Raw genomic sequence first — 7,590 nt, forward strand, 5'->3', positions numbered from 1 at the left:
TCAGCGCGACGGGCAGCGCCAGCACCCACCAGCGCTCGCCCTCGTACGCCCGGATGCGCGGGGCCCAGCCCAGCGGCGAGAGCCAGCTCGGCCAGTCCCGCTCCGCGGTGTCGCCGGCGAGCCGGAGCGCGAAGGCCAGGCCGAGCACCCCGACGGCGATCCCCCGCGCGCCGCCGGCCGTCTCGGTGAGCTGGGCGGCGAGCCCACCCACGGTGGCGAAGACGACCCCGACCAGCGCGGTCGACAGCCCGTAGGAGAGCGAGCCGGCCGCCGGCAGGCCGGTGGCGGTCAGGCCGGCCGCGGTGAGCAGGCCGAGCAGCAGGTTCGCCGCACAGGTGACGGTCAGCGCGGCGGTCAGGCCGGCGTACCGGCCGAGCACGGTGGCGCCGAGCAGCTCGCGCCGGCCGGCCTCCTCCTCGGTGCGGGTGTGCCGGATGACGGTGAGCAGGCTGACCAGCCCGACGATCAGGGTGAGGAAGCCGCCCCGCTGGGCGGTGAGCGCGCCGACGCTGTCGCCGTACACCGGGCCGAGCAGGGCGACGATCGAGGGGTTCGTCGCGGTGCCGGTGGCGTACGCGGCCCGGTCGGCGGCGGTCGGGAAGAGCTCGAAGAAGCTCGCCGCGTACGTCATCGGCAGCACCGCCAGCACCAGCACCCAGAGCGGCAGCAGGACGCGGTCCCGGCGCAGGATCAGCCGGACGAGATGGCGGGTGCCGGTGAGGGTGCTCATCGGTTCGCCCCGGCCGGCTCGTCGGCCGTCGTCCCGTAGTGCCGCAGGAACAGCTCCTCCAGCGTCGGCGGCTGGCTGACCAGGCTCCGTACGCCCAGCTCGGCCAGCCGGCGCAGCGCGGCGTCCAGGGCCGGGTTGTCCACGTCGAAGCGCACCCGGCTGCCCTCCACCCGCAGGTCGTGCACGCCGGGGAGGTCCGCCAGGCCGTCCAGCGGGGCGGAGATCTCGGCGTCGATGGCGGTGCGGTGCAGGTGGCGCAGCTCGGTCAGCGTCCCGGTCTCGACGTTCCGCCCGTTGCGGATGATGGTGACCCGGTCGCAGAGCGCCTCCACCTCGGCGAGGATGTGGCTGGAGAGCAGCACCGTCCGGCCGTCCTGCTTGGCCCGGCGCACCCACTGCTGGAAGACCTCCTCCATCAGCGGGTCCAGCCCGGAGGTCGGCTCGTCGAGGATGAGCAGCTCGACGTCCGAGGCGAGCGCGGCGACCAGGCCGACCTTCTGCCGGTTGCCCTTGGAGTAGGCCCGGCCCTTCTTGCGCGGGTCCAGCTCGAAGGACTCCAGCAGCTCGGCGCGGCGCTTCGGGTCGAGCCCGCCCCGCATCCGGCCGAGCAGGTCGATCACCTCGCCGCCGGAGAGGTTGGGCCAGAGGGTCACGTCGCCGGGGACGTACGCCAGCCGGCGGTGCAGCGCGACCGCGTCGCGCCACGGGTCGCCGTCGAGGAGTCGGACGGCCCCCGCGTCCGCCCGCAGCAGGCCGAGCAGCACCCGGATGGTGGTGGACTTGCCGGAGCCGTTGGGTCCGAGGAAGCCGTGCACCTCTCCGGCGCGGACGCTGAGGTCGAGGCCGTCGAGCGCCCGGATCCGGCCGTAGGTCTTGACCAGGCCGGTCACCGCGATGGGAGTTTCCATACATCAGAAGCTACACTCGTTTCACAAAGTCGTGAAGATACTGAGATCCGAGGCATAGTCGATGTCCCACCCGCAGTGAGGAGCACTCACCGATGACCGACGACCGCCGTGCCGCCCCCGACGTCGAGGAGGTCCACCTCTTCGTCGAACGGATGGCGATGGCCTTCGCCGAGGTCGGGTTCCCCCGGATGGCCGCCCGGGTGCTGTTCACGGTGATGAGCGCCGACGAGCCACTGACCGCGGGCGAGATCGGCGAACGACTGGGGGTGAGCGCGGCGGCCGTCTCCGGCGCCGTCCGCTACCTCACCCAGTTCGGCATGCTGCTGCGGGAGCCGGTGCCCCGCTCCCGCCGGGACCGCTACCGGGTGCCGGACAACCCCTGGTACGAGGCCACCATCACCAAGACCGGCATCTACAAGAACTTCATCGACCTCGCGACCGCCGGGGTCGACGCCCTGCACGGCCCGGCCACCCCGGGCGGCGAGCGGGTCGCCGAGATGCGCGACTTCTTCGTCTTCGTCCAGGAGGAGATCGACTCCCTCGGCGAACGCTGGCGCGCCCGCCGCGCCGCCACCGGCCACCCGGCCAAGGGCGACCGTCAGTAGGTTCACTCGAGGCGTCGGGTGGCGGGTCGGCCGGGCCAGCCGTGGGTGTGCGGGCTTGCCATCACCGGAAGATCTTGTGCCTGTTGGCCACCCTCACCCCGCCTAGGATCGGGGCCATGCCCCTGACCGCGAGCGACGTCGACCGGTTCGAGGCCGCCAGGCACCGCCTGGAGGCCATCGCCTACCGCCTCCTCGGCTCCGCCAGCGAGGCCGAGGACGCCGTGCAGGAGACGTTCCTGCGCTGGCACGCCGCCGACGTCGACCGCATCGAGGTCCCCGAGGCCTGGCTGACGAAGGTGCTCACCAACCTGTGCCTCAACCAGCTCACCTCCGCGCGGGCACGGCGCGAGACCTACGTGGGCCAATGGCTTCCCGAACCGCTGCTCGCCGGGGATCCGATGCTCGGCCCGGCCGACACCGCCGAGCAGCGCGAATCGGTCTCGTACGCGGTCCTCACCCTCATGGAGCGCCTCTCCCCGAGCGAGCGGGCGGTGTACGTGCTGCGGGAGGCCTTCGACTACCCGCACCGGGAGATCGCCGAGATCCTCGACATCACCGAGGCCGCCAGCCAGCAGATCTTCCATCGCGCCAAGAAGCACATCGCGGACGGCAAGGCCCGCACCGAGATCGACGAGGCCGCCGCCCGGCGGATAGTCGAGGAGTTCCTCGCGGCCGCCACCAGCGGCCGGACCGAGCCGCTCGTCCGGCTGCTCACCGAGGACGCGATCTCGATCGGCGACGGCGGCGGGAAGGTCCCGGCCCGCGCCAAGGCGTTCGAGGGCGCCCTCGCGGTCGCCAAGTTCCTGCGGGGCCTGTTCAAACCCGGCGAGGCCAAGCGCGCCATCGTCGGCGGCACGCCGGAGGTCTACGCCTGGACCGCCAACGGCGACCCCGCCGTCGTGGCGGTCGTCGACGGCCGGGTCGTCGGCGTCATGTGCCTGGAGGTCACCGGCGAGGGCATCGCCGCGTTCCGCAACCAGGTCAACCCCGACAAGCTGGAGCGCGCGACCGAGCGGTTCGCGGCCGCCGACCACGGGGAACCGCTGTTCAAGGCCTTCTGACCCTCGTGTGAGGTGCTTCACATCGCGTTCCTGTCAGGAAACGGCGGGTCGCCCGGTTCAAGTGGCGAACCCGCATCAGACAGGAGCATCGAGATGCCGCACCGGATCATCGTCCTCGGCGCCGGATACACCGGCGCCATCGCTGCCGGCCGCCTCGCCAAGCGGCTGCACCGCGACGACGTGGCCATCACCCTCGTCAACGCCGAACCCGACTTCGTGGAGCGGGTCCGGATGCACCAACTGGCGGTCGGCCGGGACCTCAAGCCCCGGCCCTTCAGCGAGATGTTCGCGGGCACCGGCGTCGAACTGAAGCTCGCGAAGGTCACCGGCGTCGACGTCGACCGCAAGACCGTCGCCGTCATCGACGGGAACGGCGCCGGGGAGCTGGAGTACGACACCCTCGTGTACGCCCTCGGCAGCGGCTGGAACGCCCAAGGCGTCCCCGGCACCGCCGAGCACGCCCATGAGATCGCCAGCCGCCCCGGAGCACTCCGGCTGCGCGAGCGCCTGGGCCGGCTGGGAGCCGGGCAGACCGTGACCGTCGTCGGCGGCGGCCTCACCGGTCTGGAGGCCGCGACCGAAATCGCTGAAGCCCGCCCGGACCTCGACGTCGCCCTCGCCGTCCGCGGCGACCTCGGCGACTGGCTCTCGCCCAAGGGCCGCGAGCACCTGCGGACGGTCGTCGACAAGCTCGGCATCACCGTGCACGAGCACGCCGACGTCACCGGCGTCGAAGCCGACCGTGTCACGACCGCCGACGGCACGGCCATCCCGGCCGCGGTCACCGTGTGGACCACCGGCTTCGCGGTCCACCCGATCGCGAAGGCGACCGCCCTGGAGGTCACCGGAACCGGCCAGATCGTGGTCGACGGGACCATGCGCTCGGTCTCGCACCCCGACGTGTACGCCGTCGGCGACGCGGCCTACGCCATGGGACCGGGCGACAAGCCGTTGCGGATGTCGTGCGCCTCGGGCACTCCGGCCGCGTGGCAGGCCGCCGACGCGATCGCCGCGCGCCTGACCGGCGGGAAGCTCCCGAACACGCCGATCCGCTACTTCAACCAGTGCATCTCCCTGGGCCGCAGGGAAGGCGTGATCCAGTTCGTGACCGCCGACGACCGCGCCGTCCGGGCGGCACTGACCGGTCGGCTCGCCGCCGTCTACAAGGAACTGGTCTGCAAAGGCGCCGCCTGGGGCGTCGCGAACCCGACGCTCGGGATGCCGACCCGGCGCCGTCGCGTCGCGCGGGAGCGGGCCACGGCGACCTCGGCCGTCGAGACGCTGGCCTAGTGCACGCGGCGAAGCGGGCGCCCTCGACGCGAGGCCGTCCGCTTCGCTGTCGGTCCAGGCGGCGACGATCGCCGGGGGCGGCGCGGGACGCGTACCGCGGGATCAGGGGGTGTTGCCCCAGCGAGCCTGTTCCAGGATCTCCACCGCGCGGTCGCGGGCTTCCAGGTCGTCGTTGCCGCGCAGCAGCGAGGACGCCTCGTCCACCGCGTCGGTGAGCACCCGCCACTGGGCGTCCCGCTCCCGCACCAGGTCGGACTGCGCGGCGAGCTGCCGGGTCTTCACCCACAGCTCCACGAAGACCGACACCTTGGCCCGCAGCACCCACGGGTCGAAGGGCTTGGTGAGGTAGTCGACCGCGCCCACCGCGTAGCCGCGCAGGGCGAGCTGCGCGTCCTTGTCGGCGGCGGTGAGGAAGATGATCGGCACGTGCCGGGTTCGCTCCCGCCGCTTGATGTGGCTGGCGGTCTCGAACCCGTCCATGTCCGGCATCTGCGCGTCCAGCAGGATCACCGCGAAGTCGTCCACCAGCAACTGCTTCAGCGCCGCCTCACCGCTCTCCACGGCGACCGACTGCACCGGAAGGCCCTGGAGAATGGCCTCCAGGGCCATCAGGTTCTCCCGCCGGTCGTCCACCAGCAGCGCCTTGGCTGTCTGCGTCACGAACTCTCCTCGCCTCGGCTGCCGCTGATCCACGACGCCATCCGCTCGATCAACTCGTCCAGGTCGACCGGTTTGGTGATGTAGTCACTACCCCCGGCCGCCAGTGCCGACTCCCGGTCACCCGGCATCGCCTTCGCCGTCAGGAAGACGATCGGCAGGTCCGCGAAGCGGTGGTTGCGGCGGATCTGCCTGGTGGTCTCGTATCCGTCCTGATCCGGCATCATCGCATCCATCAACACGATGTCCACCTCCGGATGCTCGGCCAGCAGGCGGACACCGTCCGCCCCGTTGTCCGAGTACAACACGGCCATGCCGTGCAACTCCAACGCGGAGGTCAGCGCGAACACGTTCCGTACGTCGTCGTCGACGATCAGCACGGTGGCGCCGTCGAGCTGCCGGGTGGCCGGGGCCTCCGCCGGCTTGGGCAGCAGCTCCATCGGCGGCATCAGCAACGACGAGGGCAGGCCCGCGCGCTGCGGCGACGGGGCCTGCGGCGCGACCACCGCGTCCGGCGCCAGCACGTCGGGTACGAAGAGGGTGAACGTCGAGCCCTGACCGGGCGCCGACGTGACGGTGATCGTGCCGCCCAGCAGGCGGGCCAGGTCCCGGCTGATCGACAGTCCCAGCCCCGTGCCGCCGTAGCGGCGGCTGGTGGTGCCGTCGGCCTGCTGGAACGCCTCGAAGATCAGCGACAGCTTGTCGTCCGAGACCCCGATGCCGGTGTCGATCACGGTGAACGCGATCACCTGCCGCGCGTTGGTCAGCGCCGGCACGTCGAAGACCGCGTTCTCCGGCGCCGGCGCGATCCGCAACGTCACCGCGCCGTTGTCGGTGAACTTGATCGCGTTGGAGAGCAGGTTGCGCAGGACCTGCTGCAACCGCTGGGCGTCGGTGACCAGCGCCGGCGGCAGCTCCTTGGCCACCCGTACCTGGAAGTCCAGGCCCTTCTCCTCGGCCTGCGGGGCGAACGCCTGCTCGACGTACCCGCGGATCTCGTCGAACCGGATCTCGGTCGGCTGGACATCCATCCGGCCCGCCTCGATCTTGGACAGGTCCAGGATGTCGTCGATCAGGGAGAGCAGGTCGGAGCCGGCGCTGTGGATGGTGCGGGCGAACTCGATCTGCTTGCGGCTGAGGTTCTGCTCCGAGTTCTCGGCCAGCAGCCGGGCCAGCAGCAGCAGCGAGTTCAGCGGCGTCCGCAGCTCGTGGCTCATGTTGGCCAGGAACTCCGACTTGTACGCCGAGGCCCGGGTGAGCTGCTGCGCCTTCTCCTCCAGGCCGAGCCGGGCCAGCTCGATCTCGCGGTTCTTGGTCTCGATGTTGCCCTTCTGCTCGGAGAGCAGCTTGGCCTTGTCCTCCAGCTCGGCGTTGGTGCGCTGCAACTCGGCCGACTGGTCCTGCAGCTCCAGGGCCAGCCGCTGCGACTGCGCCAGCAGCTCCTCGGTGCGCCGGTTGGCCTGGATGGTGTTGACCGCGATGCCGGTGGTCAGCACCAGCCGCTCCAGGAACGCGAGGTGCAGCTCGGAGAAGCGGGCCACGCTGGCGAACTCGATCACGCCGAGCAGCTCGCCCTCGAAGAGGACCGGGAGCACAACCAGGTCGGCCGGGGGCGTCTCGGCCAACCCGGAGCGCAGGGTGAGCCGCCCGTCGGGCAGCGCGTTGACCCGGATCGTGCGACGGGACAGCGCCGCCTGACCGACCAGCCCCTCCCCGGGGCCGAAGGTCACGTCGTGGCCGCGCGCCACGTAGCCGTACGAGGCGGTCAGCCGCAGCCGCATCACGCCCTCGGAGGTGTCCGCCAGGAAGAACGCGCCCAGTTGCGCGTCGACCAGCGGGGTCACCTCCATCATGATCATGCGGCAGACCTCGCCGAGGTCCCGCTGCCCTTGGAGCAGGCCACCGATCCGGGCCAGGTTGGAGTCGAGCCAGCCCTGCTCGGCGTTCTTCTTGGTCGTCTCCCGGAGGGTGACGATCATCTGGTTGATGTTGTCCTTCAGCTCGGCGACCTCGCCCTGCGCCTTGACCGCGATCCGCTGGGTCAGGTCGCCGCGGGTCACCGAGGTGGACACCTGGGCGATCGCCCGCAGCTGGGTGGTGAGCGTCGAGGCGAGCTGGTTGACGTTCTCGGTCAGGTCGCGCCAGGTGCCGGAGACGCCCTTGACCTGGGCCTGACCACCCAGCTTGCCCTCGATGCCGACCTCGCGGGCCACCCGGGTGACCTCGTCGGCGAACGACGACAGCTGGTCCACCATCGTGTTCACCGTCGACTTCAGCTCCAGGATCTCGCCCTGCGCGTCCACCGTGATCTTCTGCGACAGGTCACCCTTCGCCACCGC

6 protein-coding genes and 1 pseudogene are annotated in these 7,590 nt (G+C 71.4%); 3 read left to right on the forward strand and 4 right to left on the reverse strand.

Annotated elements, in window-relative coordinates:
- A pseudogene (locus JNW89_RS21330) lies at positions 1–730 on the reverse strand (ABC transporter permease); the annotation flags it as partial.
- Positions 727–1,638: an ABC transporter ATP-binding protein gene (locus JNW89_RS21335; protein WP_238450243.1), complete on the reverse strand. Its 912-nt coding sequence runs from the start codon at positions 1,636–1,638 to the stop codon at positions 727–729. The gene JNW89_RS21335 and the pseudogene JNW89_RS21330, both read right to left, overlap by 4 nt.
- Positions 1,639–1,730: 92 nt before the next feature.
- Between JNW89_RS21335 and JNW89_RS21340 the strand changes: the two genes are divergently transcribed.
- From JNW89_RS21340 to JNW89_RS21350, 3 genes are all read left to right on the forward strand, one after another.
- Positions 1,731–2,243, forward strand: a complete 513-nt coding sequence (locus JNW89_RS21340; RefSeq protein ID WP_238450244.1) for a GbsR/MarR family transcriptional regulator — start codon at positions 1,731–1,733, stop codon at positions 2,241–2,243.
- Positions 2,244–2,359: 116 nt separating this feature from the next.
- Positions 2,360–3,304, forward strand: coding sequence for an RNA polymerase sigma-70 factor (locus JNW89_RS21345; protein WP_238450245.1), 945 nt, complete (start codon positions 2,360–2,362; stop codon positions 3,302–3,304).
- Between the two features lie 93 nt (positions 3,305–3,397).
- Positions 3,398–4,594, forward strand: coding sequence for an NAD(P)/FAD-dependent oxidoreductase (locus JNW89_RS21350; RefSeq protein WP_238450246.1), 1,197 nt, complete (start codon positions 3,398–3,400; stop codon positions 4,592–4,594).
- A 102-nt stretch (positions 4,595–4,696) separates the two neighbouring features.
- Here JNW89_RS21350 and JNW89_RS21355 read toward each other — a convergent pair whose 3' ends face one another.
- Positions 4,697–5,254: a two-component system response regulator gene (locus JNW89_RS21355; RefSeq protein WP_238450247.1), complete on the reverse strand. Its 558-nt coding sequence runs from the start codon at positions 5,252–5,254 to the stop codon at positions 4,697–4,699.
- A partial coding sequence (locus JNW89_RS21360; RefSeq protein WP_238450248.1) for an ATP-binding protein occupies positions 5,251–7,590 on the reverse strand: 2,340 nt, incomplete at its 5' end. The genes JNW89_RS21360 and JNW89_RS21355, both read right to left, overlap by 4 nt.

Source organism: Micromonospora sp. 4G55 (genome assembly GCF_016803375.1).